Genomic DNA, 21,561 nt, shown 5'->3' with positions numbered 1-21,561 from the left:
GTTTTGACCTAATATGTTACGATCATTGAGACGCCTACTGATTGGCAGGCCTCTCCACAATCAAGAAGAGGCGGGAGAAAGACTGCCAAAATGGAAAGCGCTGCCGATTTTTTCCTCAGACGCTCTTTCATCTGTCGGCTATGGTCCTGAGCAAATTGCGTTGACGCTTGCGGTGCCTGGTCTTTTAATGTATGGATACTTCTCGTATGCCGCAATCGCTGTTATTGCGTTGCTGCTCCTCGTAACCATTTCCTACGCCCAGGTTGCTAGAGCCAACCCAGGAGGCGGCGGGTCATATTCCATTGCTATGCATTACTTAGGCGAGACGCCAGCTTTAGTTGCTGGAGCTGCGCTGTTTGCTGACTACACATTGACTGTCGCAGTCAGCATTTCTTCCGGCACTGAGGCAATTGTGTCGGCTTTTCCAGCCTTGTTGGGTTACGAAGTAACGATTGACCTACTCGTCCTGTTCGGCATATTAATGCTAATAAACCTGCGCGGAGTTAGGGAATCCTCTAACGTCTTCGTAGCACCAACCTATTTGTTTATTTTTGGTATGCTGGCCTTGATTGGCTCTGGATTGTACCAGGCGCTTACCCAAGGAGGACCACTGATTCCGTCGGAATCTATGGTCAAACAGCAGTTTGATTGGATGGTTCTTGTCCTCATTCTACGTGCATTTTCCAACGGCTGCAGTTCAATGACCGGCGTAGAGGCGATTTCGAACGGGGTGCCGATGTTCAAAAAACCTGAAGTCGAAAACGCTATTAAGACGACCTATTGGATGTCAGGTATGTTGGCCGTCATGCTGGCAGGAATATCTTTTCTCATTTTGCACTACCACATTGTACCTGCCGCTAATGTTACAGTTCTGTCCCAGGTCGTGGAATCAGCAGTAGGTCGGGGCTGGCTCTATTTTTACATTCAAATTACGACTATGCTGGTCCTTTATTTGGCTGCAAATACGTCATATAACGGACTGCCGCCACTTCTCTCAATTATGGCCAGAGACGGGTACATGCCGCGCTATCTTGGAGCTCGCGGCGAACGATTGAGCTTTTCAAACGGAATTTTTCTGCTTAGTATAATAGCCGGGATTCTGATTGCCGGATTCAAGGGCAATGTTGAACAGCTTATTTCTCTTTACGCCATTGGGGTCTTTCTCTCTTTCACCATTGCCCAAACTAGTCTTGTCGTCAAGTGGAATCGCGAGCGGCCTGAGAAATGGGTGTCTCACGCTATCATTAACGGAGTTGGCGCCGTCATTACTGGTCTGGTGGTTATAATTATTGCCGTGACCAAGTTCTTTTACGGAGCTTGGATTGTACTGGTGTTCATCCCGGCGATGATCGTTGTTTTCCGAGCGATTCGCCGCCACTACCGCGATATGGCAGAACAGCTTCACTTGCCGTTAGATGAGCAACCGGCAGATCATAAGCCGATCAAGAATATCGTTGTCGTTCCGGTGGCGAGTCCGACGCGGGTTGTTATGGAAACGATGAAATATGCCAGGACGATCGGGACGGAGATCATAGCACTACACATTTCGACTGACGCAGAAACCGGGAGGAAAGTGGCGCAGAAGTGGGCTGATTGGAATCCGCATGTACGGCTAGTGACTGTGAATTCTCCCTATCGTTTGGTAATTCAGCCTCTCATTGATTATATTGATGAACTGCAGGCAAATAAGGATCCAGAAGACTTTATTACGGTCCTGATCCCGGAGTTTGAGACAAGGAAGGGCTGGCACAGACTGCTTCATAACCAGACAGGCTGGATATTGCGAACTCTGCTCATCTTTCGCGAAAACGTGGTAGTCGCCACGATTCCGTTTCACTTGAAGAAGTAATCAAATTGTGTCCGATAGCAATATCTGTAGTGAGTCCCCGATAAAGGATTACTTTTGAATCATGTAGTAGTGCCATTATCTATCGCAGCGATATAAAGAAGAATGCCCTCCGTTGTGGAGGGCATTCTCACTTAAATGGCAATAAGAACAGCAGCATTTTTTTTCAGTGATGCTTGTACATCAATGACTCGTTGATTGGCCGAGCCGGTAAAATTGAGTTCGTAGCTTTGGTTTTCCTTGATAAAAGGGCCGTCAATCAGAATATCTGTCTGACCAAGTAATACCTGCACATCCGGCTCTGAGCGCTTCTTTTCCAGTAGCTTTTCGAAAGTAAAGCCTGTGTAGGTAATGACGTTAAGTCCCTTGCTATGAACGGCTTTCGCCAATTCTGCCATGGCAGCACTCTGGCAGAAAGGTTCACCTCCGCTCAGAGTAATGCCTGTTAGCAATGGATTTTTGTGCATCTCTCCGATGATTTGCTCGGTTGTCGCCGTAAAACCGCCCTCAAAAGGCCAGGTATGTGCATTGTGGCAACCGGAGCAGCGATGCGGGCAACCCTGCGAGAAGACGACAAACCGTATCCCGGGCCCGTCTACAATCGATTCACGGACAATGCCGGCAAGTTTGAGCATGCTCAAAGTGTTTCCAGCTCCCTGCTGCTTTGCTCGACGTTAAGATGCTTAACTCTGTCTTCGACCTCAGCACGCTTGGCGTTGTTAAATCGATCAAGTGTGCCGACAAGATAGCCGGTTATCCGGCGAATTCGTTCAAATGACCGTCCGCCCGATTCTCTGCGTCCGCATTTCGGGCAGGTGTCGTTGATAATTCCGTTATAGCCGCAAAGCGGATCGCGGTCGACAGGATGATTGATTGAGCCATAGCCCACCCCTTGCTCTTTCATGCTGCGTATCACCGATTCAAATGCCTCGAGATTCTTGGTTGGATCGCCATCAAGCTCGATGTAGGTGATATGTCCGCCATTAGTCAACGGATGGTATGCTGCCTCCAGGCGAATTTTGTCATAGGTGCTGATCGGATAATAGACCGGGATATGGAAAGAATTTGTATAGTATTCACGGTCAGTTACACCTGGAATACTGCCGAATCGTTTTCTGTCGATCTCGACGAACCGGCCAGAAAGGCCCTCTGCCGGCGTTGCGATCAGTGAAAAATTCAGTCTGTATTTTGCTGCCGCTTCGTCCATTCTCCTACGCATATAGCTGACTATTTCCAGGCCGAGCGTTTGGGCATGCTTTGATTCACCATGGTGCTCGCCAATTAGTGTTTTGAGACATTCAGCGAGGCCGATAAAACCGACAGTCAGAGTGCCATGTTTGAGCACTTCGCGGATTTCGTCGTCCGGTCCCAACTTTTCCGAGTCTAGCCACACTCCGTCGCCCATAAGGAACGGGAAATTGCGTACCTTTTTTCTGCACTGGATTTCAAACCGGTCGAGCAATTGATCGATACACAGATTAATTAAATGGTCAAGCTCTGCATAAAACTTTGGAACGCTGCCGGCGCTCAAAATTCCGAGCCGCGGCAAGTTGATCGAAGTGAAGCTAAGGTTGCCGCGGCTGTATACGGTTTCGCGCGATGGGTCGTTGATATTGCCGATGACACGGGTGCGGCAACCCATATAGGCAATCTCAGTTTCAGGATGACCTTCTTTATAATACTGCAAATTGAAGGGTGCATCGATAAACGAAAAGTTCGGGAAAAGGCGTTTGGCGCTGACGCGGCAGGCGAGTTTAAACAGGTCGTAATTTGGCTCGCCAGGGTTATAGTTAACCCCTTCTTTGATTTTGAATATCTGGATAGGAAAGATCGGCGTTTCACCATAGCCAAGGCCGGATTCTGTCGCGAGCATAATGTTCTTTATTACCAGCCGGCCTTCGGGAGAAGTGTCAGTACCATAATTAATTGAGCTGAACGGCACCTGCGCACCGGCGCGGCTATGCATTGTATTTAAATTATGAATCAGCGCTTCCATTGCCTGATAGGTAGCTCTGTCTGTTTCCTCCAGTGCGCGTTCCTGGGAAAAGGCTTGTGCCCTTTTAAGCAGTAAAGGGTCAATGATGCCAGACAAGAGACGATATTCCTCAGCAGCATAACCATTTTTATTCGCTACATCTGGCGCCAGACGGAGACGAGTGGCAATATCTTTCGCCACTTCATTAACTGATCCTGCTATGCCGTCTTTTTTATCAAGTGAAAACTCCAGCGTCCGAATTAGATTTTCCTTATACTTTCTAGCATAGGTTTTTCGTACACCATCTGCCAGGCCATAATCGAAATTGGGAATACTCTGGCCTCCATGCTGATCGTTTTGATTCGACTGGATGGCGATGCAGGCAAGAGCCGAATAGCTGGCAATATCATTGGGTTCGCGCAAAAAGCCATGTCCGGTGGAGAAACCGCCGTTAAACAACGTTTGAATGTCAATTTGACAGCAGGTCGTAGTCAGAGTATAAAAATCAAAATCGTGAATATGTATGTCGCCGTCGCGGTGGGCTTTCGCATGCTCCGGCTTGAGTATATACATCTCATTATAGATCTTGGCGCCCTCGGAGCCGTATTTTAACATAGAACCCATGGCGGTATCACCGTCAATATTGGCATTATCCCGTTTTAGATTGCTTTCCTTTGAATCCTGATGGGTAATCTCTTCATAGGTTCTCATTAGTCGTGTGTTCATTTCGCGGGCTCTGGTACGCTCTGCGCGATAGAGTATGTATGCTTTGGCAGCTTTCGACAAATCGGCGTCGATTAGAACGCTTTCAACGATATCCTGAATATCCTCAACCGTAGGCGAAGCACTTTTGGAATAGCTTTCTTGACTGGCCTGCTTCGTGACCCTGGCCGCAAGTTCAAGCGCCAGTTTTTCGTCACCGCTTCCGGCCGCCTGCAGCGCTTTATAAATGGCATTGCTGATCTTTTCCAGATTGAAGGGGACCTCACGTCCATCTCTTTTTACTATTGTTGTAATCATAACCATCAGGCCGAGACAGTTTTTCGCTTACGGCCCTTTCCTCCCTCACATCAATAAGTACGAATACCAATATCTTACCATATATTGTACAATTCGACAATATATGATCAATATATAGTGTATTTGCGATTAGAGTTTATGATTGGAAATGATTGGAGTCATGAATAAAGTCTCGTTTTCTGTTGTAGCTAGCGAATGTATCATACTTGCTAAAGTAATCAGTTCTTCGAGAGGCCTGTTCTGGAAAAAGGAGTGTCTGCGTTTTGCTTCGCCGATTTCCGTTTATACTAAGCTAGACTATACATAGCTATTGGATAATCGGCCTGTCTACGGTAGGTATAAGGATTGAGCGCGGAGGATAATGATGAAGAATCGGCAAATGTTTCCTGGAGTGATACTATGATAAAAGTAGACTCCAAGACTGCCTATAAAAAGAATTTACGCATTGCCCTTATTGCTGCTACGCTGTTTGGCCTGGCTACAATTTTGGTGGTTTTGCTTTTTAATGCAAGCGGCAATCCCATGATATACTCAATCGCAGTAGGATTTAGTTATACTGGTAACGATGTCTTCTTATTGACTTCTAATGCACTGATTATCGGCTGGGCTTGGAGAAAACGATTGCGCAGCGTGATTAAGCTGATATTGTGGATGAACTTCTTTGTTTGGTTTAGTGTTCATCTGATTAAGCTTGTCCCATTTGGCGAATGGGCTTTGCGGCCGGGGGATCTCCCCGGCGGTTTTCCCAGCGGACATGCAACTCATGCCTTTGTTATGGCATTTGCTTTAACAAGCTGTTTTCCGCGATTCTGGTGGTTATGGAATCTGATCGCGGCTGTAATTTCATGGTCACGGGTTGAAGTTGGTGATCACACTGGGTTTCAGGTTACCGTTGGGGTGTGTTTTGGCATTCTTATCGCTTGGGCCTTTACTAGCCGCTGGATTAAGCTCGAAGAAAGTAACTAACGAAACCAATTGAAGGAGTGGCGAACCTCGTTATACTGTAATAGCCAGAGTGAATACACAAAGAGCGAGGGCTACTACCCCCGCTCTTAATGTATTGTTAGTCACAGCAGACTAGCTTTGCTGGCATTTGGGCTAAATCCTCTTCGATGAGTTCTAATATTTCAAGGAAATGATCTGCCTCACGCCGAACATGATCTGCCAGTAGTGGCGGGAATAATGCTAAAGCAGCGCAGCGTTCCAACAGTTCATTGGCTGCAGCCTTGAAGTCTCGAAGTCTGGTAGTAGCTTTCTCCACCGTATCCTCAAAGCGGGCAAGATCATTATTGGGCCTAAAGTGCCAGAGCATACTGTCTAAGTCGCGGGCGTGCAGCTGAAGTTGGTCAAATTCGTCGCTAAATGCGTCTGCTTGCCCAATTAACTCTCGTTCTGAAGGGTCAAGCAAGCCGCGAACAAACTTAACATGGTCAGCCATAATTCTCAGCCAGAAAACATTCTCGCTCACAATGGAGTCGACAGGATATTGCATTTCACCATCATGCACTTTCCCTAAAATCTTCAGGAAGTACATTGCTTCGCGTGAGATATGGTCGAGAAGCAGCGGATAATTGGTTGTTCCAACAATTTTGCACTCAACGTAACAATGGAGCAGATGTCGCTTAAATGTGAATATATGCGTCACTGCAATTTTTACATCATCAATAAAGCGTCGAAAGTTGGCGTCGCAATTAACCGCCCGGCTGGATCTCTCTAGGTCTTCAAACAGCTTGTAAAACCTTTCTGACTCTTGAATGAGCTCTTCCTGGTCACATGGCAGGCCGAGCTTGATAAATAGGGAGTGTTCCTTCATGATTCGCAGCCAGAAGCAGATCTCGTGCATATTTGGGCAGACATAAGGAGTCACCTCATGGCAGAAAATATCCAAATCTATCCCTTCCTTTAACGATAAAGTAGTCTTCTGCTATATGTTATGTTGATTAATAGCTTATGGCTACATCTTAGGTAAATGAGATCCCGAAAGCGGCATATGCCGCTTTCAGGGTCTCATTGCAGCGTGGCTTTTATATTTAATAAAATTCTTCTTTGTTGTCGAATTATGTAACAAAATAAATCACAATTATTGGCTTTAATTGGCAGGATACCCCATATCTGGAGCGAATAATGACAGATCATGGATAATGTTTGTCTAACAAAATGGGGTGTTAACATGCCGATGATATACAGCATAAGAATCTGCAGGCTATTTCTTTTGCTGTTGCTGTTAATAGTAACGTCAATCCAATGTTCGTATGCTGAAAAAGTTGAACAGGCCAAAAAAGTCTTGATCCTTTACTCACAGAGTCAGGACTTTCCGTCCCATCGCCAATTTGAAGAGACATTCATGAACCGTCTTGAACATTTGGTTAATGCCAAGGTCGAATTATCCTATGAGTATCTTGAGATGGCTAAATATTCTTCAAACCCAGCTTACACGGGAAACTTAACGCAATTTTTACGCGAGAAATATGTCATGCATCAGCCTGATCTTGTCATCACATACCGTTACCCTGCAGCAAAATTTATCGTGCAATACGGAGAAAGAATCTTTCCCGGCGTGCCTGCTATCCTCACTATGGATGAGGCAGAAGGAGTAATCAACACAAATTTGCCACTAAACTATAAAGCGGTTATTGGGATCTATGATAGAAAAAAGGCCGTGAATCTGATCCTACAGGCACAGCCGAGCACAGAAAAGATCTATGTTGTGATCGGAAACGCGGAAAGTGAAAAAAAGACACTAGCGGAGTTTTCCAAAGAAGCAGCATCTTTTGCAGGGCAAGTGCAATTTATCTATATCAATCAACTGTCTGTTCCTCAAATGTTGGAAACAATAAAAACGATCGATGGCAACTCGGTCATTCTGTATTTTTCTTTTATGAGAGATTGGTCTGGCAATGCCTTTATCGCTTCGGAGGTTTTACAGAGGATATACCGTGAAGCTCGTGTACCGATTTATGGTACGTATTTGCGTTATTTAAACGAGGGAGCAGTCGGCGGCTATATGGCAAGCGGGAAGATATTGGCCCAGAAAGCTGTTGAAGTAGGACACGACGCTCTTGATGGACACATAGATTCTTATCCTCGCGTGGAGAAAACCCTGGCAGCTGAATATGCTTTTAATTGGAAGGAGCTGAAGCGCTGGGGAATCGATGAAGCTAGGCTGCCTGTTGGTAGCAAAATCGAATTTAGGCAGCGTACTGCCTGGGAGTCGTACCGATGGTACATAGTAAGCGGAATCTTTATCGTACTACTGGAAGCGGTGCTGATTCTAGGGTTAATTGCCAGTCGAATTAAGCAAAGAAGAACAGAAGTAGAGAATCAGAAACTAGAGGCCGAATTGGCCCAGCTGGATAGGATCAATCTCGTGGGCCAAATGGCTGCCGGTATCGGTCATGAAATCCGCAACCCCATGACCACCGTACGCGGTTATTTGCAAATGTTCCAAAGAAAAGGCGAGTTTACAAATTATCAAGGGCAAATCGACACTATGATCGAAGAATTGGACCGGGCGAACTCGATTATCACTGAGTTCTTATCGCTTGCCAAAAATAAAGCTGTGAAGATGAAACTTGGAAATTTAAACCAAGTGGTGCTTGCCCTGTTTCCTCTGCTCCAGGCAGATGCATTCCGAAGGGGTCATCAACTGTATGCCGAATACGGAACTATTCCAGATAGCGAATTTGATGAGAAGGAAATTCGTCAACTCATTTTGAACCTTGCCAACAACGCCTTCGAAGCAATGGAAAATAGCGGTGAGGTAACAATCAGGACTTATATGGAGAACGAACGTATAGTGCTGGCGGTAAGGGACACTGGAACCGGTATTTCACAAGATGTATTGACTAAACTGGGTATTCCATTTGTGACGACAAAGGAAAAGGGAACCGGACTAGGACTCCCAGTATGCTACAGAATTGCTGAAAGGCATGGTGCGAAAATTAGTGTCGATACTGGCTGCCAAGGTACAACTTTTAGCGTGAGCTTTCTTCTGACGAATGCTTGATGTGAAAGTAATTTAATTATAATAAAAGGAGCTGTGTTGAAACGTAGCCTCAACACAGCTCCTTCCATAATACTGGAACCGAGACGATTAACTCCCGCTTAGCAGAACGCAGCGCGATTACATCCATCTTGTGAATTAGAGGAAGGATTTGTAATGGACAAGTTTTGTCAAAGCTGTGGTATGCCGCTGAATGGGGCCGAGTTAATCGGTAGACAGTCAGATGGTACCAAAACCGAAGAGTATTGCCTGTACTGCTATCAGGAAGGAAAATTCGCCCAGCCTGAATTAACCTTAGCAGATAATGATTGAAGTCTGTGCCGCACATGAAAGAACACGGTTTAACCGAGCCGGTTGCGAGAAGACTGTTAAGCGATCAATTGCCAAAATCGAAACGTTGGGGCAAATAAGCGATTATGGTTTACACCCTAAAACCGCTGGCACGGGCCAGCGGTTTTAGGCTATTATCACTCACCCAGATAGGCCCGGCGCACCTGGTCATTCGCACTCAGGTCGCAGGCGTCACCACTAAACAGAACGCTGCCAGTCTCAAGCGCATACCCTCGCCTGGCAATAGACAACGCCATGCGGGCATTCTGCTCAACTAACAGGATGGTCATGCCTAGAGCATTGATTTGTTGAATGACCGAAAATATCTGCTTCACCAGCACAGGCGCAAGACCCATTGAGGGTTCATCTAACAAAAGTAGGCGCGGGCGGCTCATCAGTCCGCGTCCCATCGCTAGCATTTGCTGCTCGCCACCAGAAAGCGTACCTGCCGGTTGCGTTTTGCGCTCAGCTAGGCGGGGAAACATTTCGTAGATTCCGACCAGATCAGTTTGAACAGTTCCTTTGTCTTTGCGCGCATATGCGCCAAGAATTAGATTGTCGGCAACAGACAGACGCGGAAACACGCGTCGACCTTCCGGCACGAGCGCGATGCCGCCTTGTACAATGGCGGCAGTGGACAGAGAACTGATCTCTTTCCCGAAAAATGTAATGCTTCCAGTCCGGCTGCGCAATAGTCCGACAATTGTCTTGAGGATGGTCGTCTTGCCAGCGCCGTTTGAGCCGACGACAGTAACAATTTCCCCTTCATTGATCGTAAGACTTACACCGCGGATAGCTTGTACGTTGCCGTAGAATACGTTACTATCTTCAATGTGTAGCACAGACTTCCACCTCACTTCCGATGTAAGCTTCAATCACCTTCGGGTCATTGCGGACCGCCTCCGGCAAGCCATCGCCAATTTTAACGCCGTGATCAAATACCACTAGACGTTCGGCAATTCCCATAACCAGTCGCATCTGATGTTCGATCAAAAGGATCGTTAGCCCAGATGCTTTGAGCTTGCGAATAGTATCCAACAGGCCCTCGACTTCTTTCGGGTTCATACCAGCCGCAGGCTCATCGAGCAATAACAAGACCGGATCGCTTGCCAGCGCCCGTGCAATTTCGAGTCGCCTTTGCGCGCCATATGGCAGGTTTTTTGCCGTCACGTTCTGGCTTGCAGTTAAGCCCATGAAGTCCATCAGACGTTGCGCCCTCTCTTCTTGATCCTTTTCTTCCGCTTTTAGTCTGTGGGAATAGACAAGACCGTCCCATACGCCGGAAGAGCCTTTGGTATAGGCGCCGATGGTGATATTGTCTCTTACTGTCAAATTAGGGAACAACCGAATATTTTGAAACGTGCGGGCCATGCCGCGGCTAGTTATCTCGAAGGATTTGGCGGTAGTTATATCCTGATCCTGAAAATAAATTTTCCCCGAGGTGGCAGCCAAGATACCGGTAATTGCATTAAAAAATGTGGTTTTCCCAGAACCGTTCGGACCAATGATGGCAACAACTTCACTCTTTTCAATATGAAAGTCGACTTCATTCACTGCCACCAGTCCGCCGAATCGCTTAGTGAGTTTTTCTATTCGTAGCAACATACTGCTTCCCCCTGCCAAGCTCTAATCCGCGCCGGAAGATGGTTTCCGCCCCCAGTATGCCTTGGGGACGGATTCGCATCATGACCATGAGTAGAAAACCGAATAAGACCAGCCATGGGTCATAACTGAGCCCAAATATATCCTTCAAATAACGCAACGCCTCAGGCAGTAAAGTTAAGAGAAACGCCCCCAGGAATGATCCCGGAATGCTACGGACGCCGCCGACAACAACCATTGTCAACATCGTAATGGATTCATTCGACCCTAATGCGTCAGGGCTGACAAAAGAGAGATAATGAACAAACAAACTGCCTGCGAGACCGGCGAAGAAAGCGGAAAAGACAAATGCTAACAGTTTGTAATAGGCGGGATTAATCCCCATGGCGCCAGCCGCGATTTCATCTTCGCGCACAGCGCTAAATGCATGGCCAATTCGGGAATTCTCCATACGGGACATGAAAAAGGCAATAAAGATCGCGAGTAGTAAAGCGCAGACAATAAATGCCTCTTTGCCTGTTGACCCCATGTCACTGAAGTTTAGTCCCAAGACAGATGGGGAAACCAGACCCGGCAAGCCAGCCGGTCCGCCGGTAATATCGAGGTTAATGGCAATATACTTAAACACTTCGCCGCATCCGTAGGTTACAACAACCAGGAATGGTCCTCTGATTCGCAACGCTGGCGCCCCAAGCGGCAAACCGACTAGAGCAGCAACGATACCTGCGGCTAAAAAGGCAACGCCAAAAGACCACCCTGCGTTTTGGGTTAATAGGGCTGATACATATCCGCCCAGCCCGAAAAAGGCCGCATGGCCTAAGGATACCTGTCCAATTGATCCGGTAACGAAGTTTAGACTGAGAGTGACTGCGCTATAGATGAGACACATGAACAAAATATGTTTTACGTAGGGGCTAAAAAGATATTCAGGCGTCAGGTTGAGCGAATCGATAAAGGTGACGGCAAGAATGACTAGGCTGAAGAGTGCAGCTTTTTTCATTTCCGTGCCTCCTATACCTTTTCCTCAAACTTAAAGCCCATTAATCCTGTGGGCTTAATAATTAACGTCAAGATCATGATTACAAATGCGATGGCATCGCGGTAGCCGGAGGAAATATACACAGAGGAGATGTTCTCGGCGACCCCTAGAAGTAACCCGGCCACCATCGCGCCGCTAATGTTGCCCACTCCGCCCAGCACGGCCACGGCCCAGCCTTTGAGGCCGGCCATCGCTCCCATCATCGGATCAATCGCGTATAGAACTCCAACTAAGAAGCCGGCGGCGCCGCCTAGCATTCCGCTGACGATAAAGGTTATTTTGACAAGATTCTCTGCCTCTACTCCCATCAGACTCACCATCTCGAAATCTTGGGAAGCGGCAAGCATGGCCTTTCCCATCATGGTGCGAGTAATAAACCACTCTAAGAAAATCATGATAACTAGTGTGACGCCAAAAATTATTAGTTGCAGACTATTGACGGTTACCGTGCCGCCGCCGACGGAGAAATTCATGATTGACGCGCTAAGCGTTGCTGGATAGGCGCGGGCATGCGGTTCCCAGAACAACGCGGCAAGGTTGCGCAAGAACATGGAGGCCCCGAGCGCCGTAATGAAGACAGCCAGCCGAGGCCCATTGCGCAATGGACGATAGGCTAATCGATCAATTAGAAAAGCCGTCAGACCACTGGCGAGCATCGCCAAAATGAGCGCGATAAATAAGTTCATTTGGAAAATCGAAATCAGGAAGTATCCGACAAATGCACCAATCATAAAGACTTCGCCATGAGTCCAATTGATGAGACCGACTACGCCAAAGACGACAGTCCAGCCAATGGCAATCAGTGAATATACACCGCCGAGAGCAAGTCCATTAATGATTTGCTGCAATAATACCATATGCTCACCTCACCAAAAATGAAATACGGGAAGCGACAGACGCTTCCCGTTTGCAGTTTATTTCCTAAACAGCACAAACTTACCGTCGCGAACTGTAATATGAAGATATGGTCTCACCCAGTCTCCTTTATCATTAAAGTTAACAGAACCGGTGATTCCTTTGTAGTCGGTTTTAGCCATTGCTTCCTGCAAGCTTTCGCGAGTAATTGGCCCTCTCTCGGCCGCTTTCTCCATCGCTTTGGCCAGCACGTACATTTGGTCATAAGCAAGAGCCGCGAAGGTATCAGGCTCGATATTGTATTTCTCTTTATACTTTTTGACGAAGTCCTGAACTGCAGGCTCTGGGTTGGAAGCAACGAACGCACCCAAGAAGATAGCGCCTTCAGCGGCAGGGCCAGCAATCTCAATCAGTTTCGGGCTGTACAGCCCAGGAGGCCCAACCATGGGAATATTCATGCCCATTTCACGGCTTTGTTTGGCAATCAGCGCGCTATCTGTATAGGTTCCGGCTAAAGCCAGTGCTTCCGCGCCTTCAGATTTAATGACAGTTAAGAGTGCAGAATAGTCTTTATCAGTAGCCAGATACGATTTATTGGCAACAACGGTAACGCCATTTTTCTTGAGCTGTTCTTCCGTCGAAGCAGCCAGGCCCTTGCCATAGTCATTGTTCGGATAGAGGATTGCAGCTTTTTTCGCTTTGACTTCTTTGCTAATGAAGTCGCCAATCAGTACGCCGACTTGCGCGTCCTGAACAGCCATACGGAAGAAATACTTACTGGCGCCGCTGAGTTTTGGTGTACTCGATGAGACGACCGTATGGGTCACATGCGCCTTATCAAGGATAGGCACCATCGCTAGCGTGTTGGAGCTGAGGCAAGAGCCGGCTATTGCCAATAGGCTTTTTTGGTCAGCGAACTTTTGGGCGCCGGCTGCTGCTTGCTTGGGATCTCCTGCGTCATCGTGAAAAACAGACTCAATCTTCTGTCCTTTAATGCCGCCTGCTTTGTTGATTTCTTCTCTAGCTAATTCAAAGCCATTCTTGTGACTGATGCCATAGGTTGCACTATCGCCGCTAAACGGATTGACCATCCCTACCAGGAGAGCGCTGTCCAGCTTCTTCTCGCCGCCACCGCCGCAGCCTGCTGTGACTACTAACAAGCACAACAGTACAGCTAGTGTTACCGCCTGAAATTTGTTCAACTTCATCTTACTCACTCCTATATCGCTTTTTTTTCGGGAATATGTTGCGTAGACTTGATCAGATCTCTTGCCAATTTGTAATTGATTGGAAAATATTGTAATTTTGGAAATTCGATGGTCAGGAATGTAATTCCTGCCTAATATAATTTTTAAATATATATTTTAAAAGTGAGTAATATTCTCTGTCTCTCGGCAAGCTAAAGAATTGAAACATTAGAGTAAAAATAAGCAATTATGGTTTAAAAACAATGAAGCCGCTGGCATGGGCCAGCGACTTCATTGTTTTTACTCTAACTCAGGAGAAATTTCCTCTGAGTTTTTTCGCTTTGACGACTCTGTCGAGAGCATAGGCAGCCATCCGCATCGACACTGCTTTCAGTATGAACCATTCAAACTTCTTCAAACGCTTTTTTCTTAGCTTTTTCCAGGTTGTTATTAATATAGTCTTCATCCCACATGAAGGACTCTTGTTTTGTACCCATTCGAAGTAGGAAACGACTAGGCCGCCGGCATTGCCGAGAATATCGGGAACCATAACGCCTTTTTGCGGCAGGATTGCGTCAGCGTCTTTGGTGGTAGGTCCGTTAGCACCTTCAATCTGCACCCGGCGAATCCACCCCAAACAGAAAATAAACTGAAAATTCGAGATTCCCAAAGATGCAATGATTCAAAATCAATCCAATTTAGTATATACTGAATATTGAGGGTTGTTGAGAAGATCTCAAGGGTTAGGAGAATGATTATGGAGAAATTCGTTGACATGAAGACCCGTTTTTCGGGAGTTCATGACCTGATGAAATTCAGGGTTACAGAAATACTTCTGATATCTACAGAGTACGACGCGTATGTCCTTGAAGAAGATGGGCAGTTAGCCGAGCAGATTTACCATCAGTTCAACGACTTGAGTATTCCGTTTATACCCAGAATTCATTGGGTAGCCAACAGTGAAGAGGCTTTCGAAGAGCTGAAAATGAGAACAATCCACCTGATCATTACCATGTCGCGTATAAGCGATATGAGCTCATTTGAGGTTGAAACAACAATACATGAAGCCTATCCAACCATCCCGATTGTTATGCTTTCTTATGATCGGCTAACTCCGGAAATGATTGCCAAGATCCGAGGAATTTCTTGTATCAACAGGGTGTTCCACTGGTCCGGAGATAATAAAGTTCTGTTAGCTATCATTAAATACATTGAAGACCAGCAAAATGTAGAAGCGGACAGTAGGTTGGGAGTTCAGGCCATCCTGTTGGTTGATGATTCTCCTGTGTATTACTCACAGATTTTGCCTATCATCTATACAGAAATTTTGACACAGACCCGGTGCCTGTTGTTGCATGCCATGAATGTCAGCCACGGTTTGCTTAGAGTTCGCCTTAGGCCGAAGATTCTTCTCGCAGAAACCTATGAAGAAGCAATGGAAATTATTAGAACTTATCGCTATAATTTACTGGGGGTAATTTCTGATGTGAGATTTCCCAAGGATGGTGCGCTAAATCCCTCGTCCGGTTTTGAACTGGCACAAAGCGTGGGGGAGATGATCACCAACTTTCCGTTTTTGCTGCAGTCGGAAGAACTGGAAAATGCTGAAAAAGCCAAATCATTAAATTTGCACTTTCTGAATAAAAACTCACCCAACCTACTGCATGATTTGCGCACTTATATTCTGGAAAACTATGGATTCGGTTCTTTTGTGTTTAAGTATCCGGATGGCAGAGTCATTGCCGAAGCGTCTGACATCACGAATCTGGAAAGGATAATTCGTGACCTGCCTGATGAGAGTCTGTACTATCATGCGTCCAACTATCACTTTTCGCGCTGGTTCCGCGCCCGGGCCGAAGTTGAAGTCGCGGATAAACTGCGGTTTGTGGACCCGAAGGAATTCGGCAGTATTTCTGATATGCGGAACTATATCCTGAAAGTCTTGAATGATTATTTTTTAAAATACCAATCTGGTTTGATTCTTGATTTCGAAGGGCTTTCCAAAAAAGATATGGAGAATGCTTTCATCAAACTAGGGACAGGTTCTTTGGGTGGAAAAGCCAGAGGGATTGCCTTTATGAATTCGATGATTGCCAAATCTCGCCTGGCGGATAAATATGAAGATATTAAAGTCAAGGTGCCCCGCTCGTTTGTCATTGGTAGTGATGTTTTTGAAAGATTTATTGAAGAGAATAATTTGTATTCCTTTATTGCCTGTTGTCCAAAGGAAGAGGAAATTGCGCAAAAATTTACGGAAAGTTTTTTACCGGCCACTGCGCAAGTAAACTTGCGACTCTTGACCCAATATATAAAATGTCCGCTCGCCGTCCGTTCGTCGAGCATCCTGGAGGATTCGAGAGTACTGCCTTTTGCCGGTATCTACCACACCTATGTAGTACCAAACAGTCATGAAGACCCTGAAGTTCGATTCAAACAGCTTTCGGACGCGGTTAAACTGGTTTATGCCTCGGTGTTTTACGCAGCTCCTGTGCAATATGCCAAGAATGCAGACATTCGCATTCAAGAGGAAAAGATGGCTGTCCTGATCCAGGAATTGGTCGGAGAACGCTACGGCGATCTCTATTACCCAGCTATTTCCGGCGTAGCCCAATCCTATAACTTTTATCCATATAATCCGATGAAGCCGGAAGAAGGAACAGTCAGTCTGGCCCTGGGCTTAGGAAAAGCCATCGTTGAGGGTGAGCGGGTATACCGGTTTTCACCGGCTCATCCCAAGCTAAACCCGCTAATTTCAAGTCCGGATGAATATCTGAAAAAATCGCAAAATGCGTTTTATGCTGTCAATCTCAAGGCATCTGCCGACATCACGCTGCGGGCTGACGAAGACTATATCTACGAGAAACTGCCGATTTCCCAGGCTAACAAAGATCAGTCACTGGAGTATATTGGCAGCACCTATTCTGCTGAAAATGACTGCATATTTGATACTGTATATCAACCAGGGCCTAAACTGGTGACGTTTGCACCCATTCTTAAGTATAACAGGCTGCCGCTGACGCAAATTATTAACGACTTGCTGAGTTTGGGAATGAAATCGTTTGGCGCAAATGTTGAAATCGAATTTGCGGTCAATATTCCTAAGGATAAGAGCAAACCAAAGGAATTCAATTTCTTGCAGATCAGGCCGATGGTGATCGGCAGAGAAGCTCTTCAGGTTAACCTTGATGAACCGAGGGAATCCTGGTGTTTCAGCCAGCGAACCATTGGTAACAGGTTCTTTCAAAGCATCCACGATATCATTTTTGTGAATCCTGAGACGTTTCAATTGCAGGACAGTGTTCAAATTGCTAGTGAGATCGGTGAGCTAAACAACCTTCTGTTTAAGGAAGGCCGCCGATGCATACTGATTGGATTTGGACGCATGGGAACGTCGGACCGGTGGTTAGGTATTCCTTTGTCATGGGAGCAAATGTCTCAGGCTCTTATCATCGTGGAAGTCGATCGTAAGGACCTTCGCCCTGAACCTTCGCTAGGCAGTCACTTCTTTCATAATCTGACTGCCACGAATATGGGATACTTCCACATTCAGTATGATAATGAAGATCAGGGGAAAGTTGATTGGGATTGGTTACTTAATCAACCTGTCCTACAGCAAACAAAATATGTAAAACTGGTTAGAAGAGATGAGGCCTTTGAGGCGAAAATTGACGGGAGAAGCTTTAAGGGGATTATCTACAAATAAGATTGGCTTAATGCCAACTAAAACGCAGGGGATATTCGTGCCGAATTCGGCTTCGAATATCCCCTGCGTTTCAAACTACCACAGATTGACTTCTTCTATACCAGACCTTGTGCTTTCATTGCTTCAGCGATTTTAATAAATCCAGCAATGTTGGCGCCGATAACCAGATTGTCCTTGTGGCCATATTCTTCTGCTGCCTGTCTGGAGTTTTTATAGATATTGAGCATGATATCTTTGAGTTTGGCATCGACTTCTTCGAACGACCAGGCCAACCGCATGCTGTTCTGGGTCATTTCAAGGCCGGAAACGGACACTCCACCCGCATTGGCTGCTTTTGACGGCCCAACATATACGCCGTGTTCCAGGAAGTAATCAACGGCTTCGTTTGTACAAGGCATATTTGCGCCTTCGCAAACATATTTCACTCCGTTGGCGACGATTTTCTTGGCATCTTCAAGATGGATATCATTTTGAGTAGCACATGGAATGATTACATCAACTTTAACGCCCCATGGTTTTTCGCCTGGGAAGAACTTAACACCGAATTTGTCAGCATAATCCTGAACCTTGTCACGGCCGGACGCTCTCATTTCGAGCAGATATTCAATCTTCTCGCCGCTGACGCCGTCGGGATCGTAGATATATCCGTCAGGACCTGAAAGGGTAACAATCTTGCCGCCCAATTCAGTAACCTTTATTGCAGTACCCCATGTAACGTTGCCGAAACCGGACAGGGCAACCGTCTTGCCGTCAAAGGACGTGCCTTTGGTTTTTAACATCTCCTGGCAAAAATAACTGATTCCAAAGCCCGTGGCTTCCGGGCGAGCCAAGCTACCGCCAAAAGGAATGCCTTTTCCGGTTAAAACGCCGTTTTCATAATTGCCTTTTATTCTCTTATATTGTCCAAACAGGTAGCCAATTTCCCTGCCGCCGACGCCAAGGTCACCTGCCGGCACATCGGTATCAGGACCGATATGTCGATACAGCTCTGTCATGAAGCTCTGGCAGAATCGCATAACTTCCGCATCAGACTTGCCTCTCGGATCAAAGTCGGAACCGCCTTTGCCGCCGCCCATCGGCAGGCTCGTCAGTGAATCCTTGAAAGTCTGCTCAAAACCGAGGAACTTGATGATGCCAAGGTTGACAGACGGGTGAAAACGCAGACCTCCCTTGTATGGCCCGATAGCACTGTTGAACTGAACCCGAAAGCCCCGGTTTACTCGTACCTTACCGGAGTCATCCATCCAAGGCACCCGGAAGACAATTTGCCGCTCCGGCTCGACGATCCGCTCCATGATTCCCAACTCAATATATTCAGGATGTTTCTCCAGCACATCCACCAAAGAACCAAGCACTTCCTTGACTGTTTGGTGGAATTCCGGTTCGTTCGCATTTCGTTCAACAACGCGTTGATAGAGATCGTCACAATACTTTTGAGCATTTGTAGCCATTAAATTCAACCTCCTCTTATTTATAGGCTGGAGGTACGTTTTACCACAGCGTACTTGGAGCTTAATAAAGTTCGCGTGGGTAGTTCCCTGCGATCCCCTATGAGCTCTTTTTGTACTATGCGGTTAGTTCTCCGCCTTCCCCAACAACGTCTCAGTGGACTTACTTAACTGACTCGGCGACTTTTGCCGCCAGACCGCGGATTTTATTGACTGGCACTGCGCAAACAGCGATGCGCAGACCTTTTGCCATCGGCACAACGAAGATATTGCTTTGCCGTAAGATATTGCTAGCCGCTACCGGGTCATCTGTCGGAATCGTGATAAAGAAGCCAGCCGTATAGGGCAGGAAGTTGAGCCCAGCAGTTTTGGCCTCAGCCACAAACAGATCAGCCCGTTGCTGTAGTATGGCTGCGTATTGACGGCGCTCTTGATCAACTTGCGCCAATAAGGCTTTGTCCTTATAGATTTCAGCCAAAGTCCGCATCGCGGCACGACTGAGATTTGACCAGCGAGTGCGGCAGGTGATTACTGAAGCGTTGACAAACTCGTCGATTGCCTGTTTGTCCTTTGATACGCCGATCAGGGCTCCCATTCTTTGCCCGTATAGGGTAAAGCCTTTTGACATACTAAACGCAAATGCGCCAAATACATTGGGTGCTAGGGTATCGAATTTTTTCATAAAGGTACGACATTGGTTAGGATCAGCCGCATAATCGATATAGGCAATATCAGCCATAATCGCGATGGTTTTTTTGCCGGTGGCGTTTTGGTTGACAACAGCGATTACCTGATCCCACTCGGCATCAGTCAGACTGTAGCCGGTCGGATTGTGATTAGGCGTGTTCAGGATGATAACTAGATTATCCTGTTTGGCAATCAGTTCACGGACTTTGCTTTCAAACGATTTGATATTGAACTTCTGATTTTCATCGAAAAACGCAAATGTTTCTAGCCGGCGCATGATGTCACTGCAAAGCACGGAATAAGGCTGCCAGTGCCAATCGTGGGTTAACACCGCATCGCCGAGATTGGAAAAATTCCAGATAAAATTATGGATTGCCCCAGTGCCGCCGGAGGTGGCAACTGCCTCAATATAGGCATCTGGTTTGCTGTTCTTAAAGGTTTGCTCAATAGCTGCTGACAGATATTCGGGAAAACCTCTTACACTGGCATATCCGGCGATATCATCGCTGTTTAAGTTGCGAAAGACGTTTTCCACTGTTGGCAGTAAAACGAGTTTTTCTTGCTCATCACATAATGAGCCAATAGTTGCGTTAAGAACGTTTGCTTTACCAAATTGCGTGGTGGCGCGGCCGACGGCAGCGACTGCATCAAATACTTCATCAACAAAAACTTTTCCCTGGGCATGACTTGCGAGCCGACTTGACATACAATCTCTCCTCCTTTGGTTGTATTCGATTGATTGACTGAAAAAAAGATTTTGAATCCAATTCACGCTACTGTTAACTACCGCAAATAAGTAGCTAAAATCGCAAGTTTTTGTATACATTATACAATAATTATCTGACAATTATAATGTTATAGTAAAATGAGGCATAATTCAACTGTTTTTTTTTGAGTTATAGTGTAGTATATTGAATTTTAGTTTATGTCATTTAGGCTTATCAAATACCGGAGCAGGGAGTTTATAGCATTCTGGCGAAGTTATTGTATATCTTGTAGTTAAAGAAAAATCTTTCCCCTGTTTTGACATGTTGGTAAGTATGGAGGTTAAATAAATGGCAAAGTGTGCATTTGAATTCCGTGGCTCCGGATTTGGCTATCTCTGGTTACTGCTGTGGACAACAGTCGTCAGTCTTATCACTCTTGGCCTATACTTTCCCTGGGCGTATTCGGCTCAGCAACGCTGGATTGCTGCTAACACATATGTCAATGGTCGCCAATTGGTTTTTAACGGCACTGGTGTAGGCTTCCTCGGGCATTGGTTAATCATTCTAGTCCTGCTCTTTGTGACGCTCGGCCTTTACACTCCATGGGCGTATTGTCAACTCAAGCGTTGGGAGACAGATAATACCGATTTCGCTGATGAAAATCAGTCAGTAATAACAGTTAGTCATTGAAAGCCCTAGAAAGTTTAAAGGAGGTTAAATTATGATTGTTGTGGTTGCCAAGTTTAAGGTCAAGCTAGGAAAGAAGGCTGAATTGCTGGCGGTGGCAAAGGATCTCATCGCTGCCACACGTCAAGAAACTGGCTGCATCAGCTATTCTTTGCTCGAGGATCCATATGTTGAAAACAGCTTCAGTTTTATCGAGGAATGGTCAGACAAAGCGGTGCTACAGAGTCACTTCACCACACCGCATATCGCCGAGTGGCAGCAAAAGTCCGCAGATCTCCGCGATGGACAGACAGTTCTTACTATATACCAAGCGGAAGAAACGAAGCTGTAAAGCACCCTCCTGAGGTCTTTAGGGTAACGGAAAATGCGAACCGCAGAGTACGCAGAGTGCGCTGAGTGCGCTGAGGGCAACGCAGAGGATTTCCGGGTCCGTGTAGCAAAAGCGGCGCCAAAGGATCTTTGTTATTTTATC

At 46.3% G+C, this 21,561-nt stretch carries 18 protein-coding genes; 7 read left to right on the top strand and 11 right to left on the bottom strand.

Annotated features, from left to right (window positions below; translation table 11 throughout):
* Positions 1–13 precede the first annotated feature (13 nt).
* The gene (locus AXX12_RS12820; protein ID WP_066243347.1) at positions 14–1,849 is read left to right on the top strand and encodes an APC family permease; all 1,836 of its coding nucleotides are present in this window, start codon (positions 14–16) and stop codon (positions 1,847–1,849) included.
* 131 nt (positions 1,850–1,980) lie between these two features.
* Here the strand turns inward: AXX12_RS12820 and nrdG are convergent, their stop codons facing one another.
* Positions 1,981–2,481, bottom strand: a complete 501-nt coding sequence (gene nrdG, locus AXX12_RS12815; protein WP_066243908.1) for an anaerobic ribonucleoside-triphosphate reductase activating protein — start codon at positions 2,479–2,481, stop codon at positions 1,981–1,983.
* 2 nt (positions 2,482–2,483) lie between these two features.
* Positions 2,484–4,841: an anaerobic ribonucleoside triphosphate reductase gene (locus tag AXX12_RS12810; RefSeq protein WP_066243905.1), complete on the bottom strand. Its 2,358-nt coding sequence runs from the start codon at positions 4,839–4,841 to the stop codon at positions 2,484–2,486.
* A 399-nt stretch (positions 4,842–5,240) separates the two neighbouring features.
* Between AXX12_RS12810 and AXX12_RS12805 the strand changes: the two genes are divergently transcribed.
* On the top strand, positions 5,241–5,807 hold the full coding sequence (locus AXX12_RS12805) for a phosphatase PAP2 family protein (protein ID WP_066243344.1): 567 nt from the start codon (positions 5,241–5,243) through the stop codon (positions 5,805–5,807).
* A 97-nt stretch (positions 5,808–5,904) separates the two neighbouring features.
* Here the strand turns inward: AXX12_RS12805 and AXX12_RS12800 are convergent, their stop codons facing one another.
* Entirely contained in the window at positions 5,905–6,729 is an 825-nt protein-coding gene (locus tag AXX12_RS12800; protein WP_082816857.1) for a DUF2935 domain-containing protein, read from the bottom strand.
* Positions 6,730–7,185: 456 nt separating this feature from the next.
* Here AXX12_RS12800 and AXX12_RS12795 point away from each other — a divergent pair, with 456 nt between their 5' ends.
* Both AXX12_RS12795 and AXX12_RS19600 read left to right on the top strand, forming a co-directional pair.
* The gene (locus AXX12_RS12795) at positions 7,186–8,847 is read left to right on the top strand and encodes an ATP-binding protein (protein ID WP_197470714.1); all 1,662 of its coding nucleotides are present in this window, start codon (positions 7,186–7,188) and stop codon (positions 8,845–8,847) included.
* Positions 8,848–9,000: 153 nt separating this feature from the next.
* Positions 9,001–9,156 (top strand): zinc ribbon domain-containing protein, encoded by a 156-nt coding sequence (locus AXX12_RS19600; protein ID WP_197470713.1) that lies wholly within the window; start codon positions 9,001–9,003, stop codon positions 9,154–9,156.
* A 155-nt stretch (positions 9,157–9,311) separates the two neighbouring features.
* Here AXX12_RS19600 and AXX12_RS12785 read toward each other — a convergent pair whose 3' ends face one another.
* From AXX12_RS12785 to AXX12_RS12760, 6 genes are all read right to left on the bottom strand, one after another.
* The gene (locus tag AXX12_RS12785) at positions 9,312–10,016 is read right to left on the bottom strand and encodes an ABC transporter ATP-binding protein (RefSeq protein WP_066243337.1); all 705 of its coding nucleotides are present in this window, start codon (positions 10,014–10,016) and stop codon (positions 9,312–9,314) included.
* Positions 10,003–10,779, bottom strand: a complete 777-nt coding sequence (locus tag AXX12_RS12780; protein ID WP_066243334.1) for an ABC transporter ATP-binding protein — start codon at positions 10,777–10,779, stop codon at positions 10,003–10,005. The genes AXX12_RS12785 and AXX12_RS12780 overlap by 14 nt, the downstream gene beginning before the upstream one ends.
* Positions 10,751–11,776 carry a branched-chain amino acid ABC transporter permease gene (locus AXX12_RS12775; RefSeq protein WP_082816881.1) on the bottom strand — a complete coding sequence of 342 codons (1,026 nt, stop codon included), beginning with the start codon at positions 11,774–11,776 and terminating at the stop codon, positions 10,751–10,753. The genes AXX12_RS12780 and AXX12_RS12775 overlap by 29 nt, the downstream gene beginning before the upstream one ends.
* An 11-nt stretch (positions 11,777–11,787) precedes the next feature.
* On the bottom strand, positions 11,788–12,672 hold the full coding sequence (locus tag AXX12_RS12770) for a branched-chain amino acid ABC transporter permease (RefSeq protein WP_066243330.1): 885 nt from the start codon (positions 12,670–12,672) through the stop codon (positions 11,788–11,790).
* Positions 12,673–12,729: 57 nt separating this feature from the next.
* Positions 12,730–13,878 carry an ABC transporter substrate-binding protein gene (locus tag AXX12_RS12765; RefSeq protein WP_066243327.1) on the bottom strand — a complete coding sequence of 383 codons (1,149 nt, stop codon included), beginning with the start codon at positions 13,876–13,878 and terminating at the stop codon, positions 12,730–12,732.
* Between the two features lie 289 nt (positions 13,879–14,167).
* Positions 14,168–14,476 (bottom strand): Glu/Leu/Phe/Val dehydrogenase, encoded by a 309-nt coding sequence (locus AXX12_RS12760; RefSeq protein ID WP_066243325.1) that lies wholly within the window; start codon positions 14,474–14,476, stop codon positions 14,168–14,170.
* Between the two features lie 138 nt (positions 14,477–14,614).
* On the opposite strand from AXX12_RS12760, the gene AXX12_RS12755 reads away from it, so the two are divergent.
* Positions 14,615–17,560 (top strand): PEP/pyruvate-binding domain-containing protein, encoded by a 2,946-nt coding sequence (locus AXX12_RS12755; protein WP_066243321.1) that lies wholly within the window; start codon positions 14,615–14,617, stop codon positions 17,558–17,560.
* A 95-nt stretch (positions 17,561–17,655) separates the two neighbouring features.
* On the opposite strand, the gene gdhA is transcribed toward AXX12_RS12755, so the two are convergent.
* Together gdhA and AXX12_RS12745 are read right to left on the bottom strand one after the other, a co-directional pair.
* Positions 17,656–19,011, bottom strand: coding sequence for an NADP-specific glutamate dehydrogenase (gene gdhA, locus AXX12_RS12750; RefSeq protein WP_066243318.1), 1,356 nt, complete (start codon positions 19,009–19,011; stop codon positions 17,656–17,658).
* Between the two features lie 160 nt (positions 19,012–19,171).
* Positions 19,172–20,401 (bottom strand): pyridoxal phosphate-dependent aminotransferase, encoded by a 1,230-nt coding sequence (locus AXX12_RS12745; RefSeq protein ID WP_066243316.1) that lies wholly within the window; start codon positions 20,399–20,401, stop codon positions 19,172–19,174.
* 349 nt (positions 20,402–20,750) lie between these two features.
* Here AXX12_RS12745 and AXX12_RS12740 point away from each other — a divergent pair, with 349 nt between their 5' ends.
* Positions 20,751–21,092: a DUF898 family protein gene (locus tag AXX12_RS12740; protein ID WP_066243313.1), complete on the top strand. Its 342-nt coding sequence runs from the start codon at positions 20,751–20,753 to the stop codon at positions 21,090–21,092.
* 31 nt (positions 21,093–21,123) lie between these two features.
* Positions 21,124–21,420, top strand: a complete 297-nt coding sequence (locus tag AXX12_RS12735; protein WP_066243310.1) for a putative quinol monooxygenase — start codon at positions 21,124–21,126, stop codon at positions 21,418–21,420.
* Positions 21,421–21,561 lie beyond the last annotated feature (141 nt).

This window comes from Anaerosporomusa subterranea (assembly GCF_001611555.1).
Lineage (GTDB): Bacteria > Bacillota > Negativicutes > Sporomusales > Acetonemataceae > Anaerosporomusa > Anaerosporomusa subterranea.
This window is presented reverse-complemented; position numbering and strand designations above follow the sequence as displayed.